Origin of the sequence: Photorhabdus sp. RM71S (assembly GCF_042879355.1) — a bacterium.
GTDB lineage: Bacteria > Pseudomonadota > Gammaproteobacteria > Enterobacterales > Enterobacteriaceae > Photorhabdus > Photorhabdus kayaii.
This window is the reverse complement of record NZ_JBHFKV010000211.1, coordinates 1-416: the sequence shown is the minus strand read 5'-3', so window position 1 is coordinate 416 and position 416 is coordinate 1. Positions and strand designations below refer to the sequence as shown.

Below are 416 nucleotides of genomic sequence, written 5' to 3'. Positions count from 1 at the left end.
TACTGATGGGCTTCCAATAGCGATAGATAAGATAAGCGGCCACTGCAATACCGGCGATGATCAATCCGATAGGATTCATTAATAGTGCGCGTCCAATCCACAAAATAGCTCCGCCAGCTAACATCAAGCCCTTATAGAGAGCACTACCGAGGATTCTGCCCAACCAGAGAGCTGATCCGGCTATTTTTCCCAAGATATTTGCAACGACACCGAATCTGCCACCACTACCGATAGCCATTCGAAACAATAACCACCGTGTGCGCATTAACATTGCGCCTTTCCAGATATCAGTTATAGGGGAAAGCAAAAGATTAAGACCTAATCTTACACCGATTGAAGCGGCTTTGAGTGCTAGGAACCCACCAACCAGCATGACAACATTACTGATGAGTTCAGGATTAGCGGCCAGCCATTTT

Annotated in this window: 1 pseudogene; it reads right to left on the bottom strand. The window is 46.4% G+C overall.

What is annotated here, in order from left to right:
• A pseudogene (locus ACGF5R_RS24560) lies at positions 1–416 on the bottom strand (phage tail tape measure protein); the annotation flags it as partial.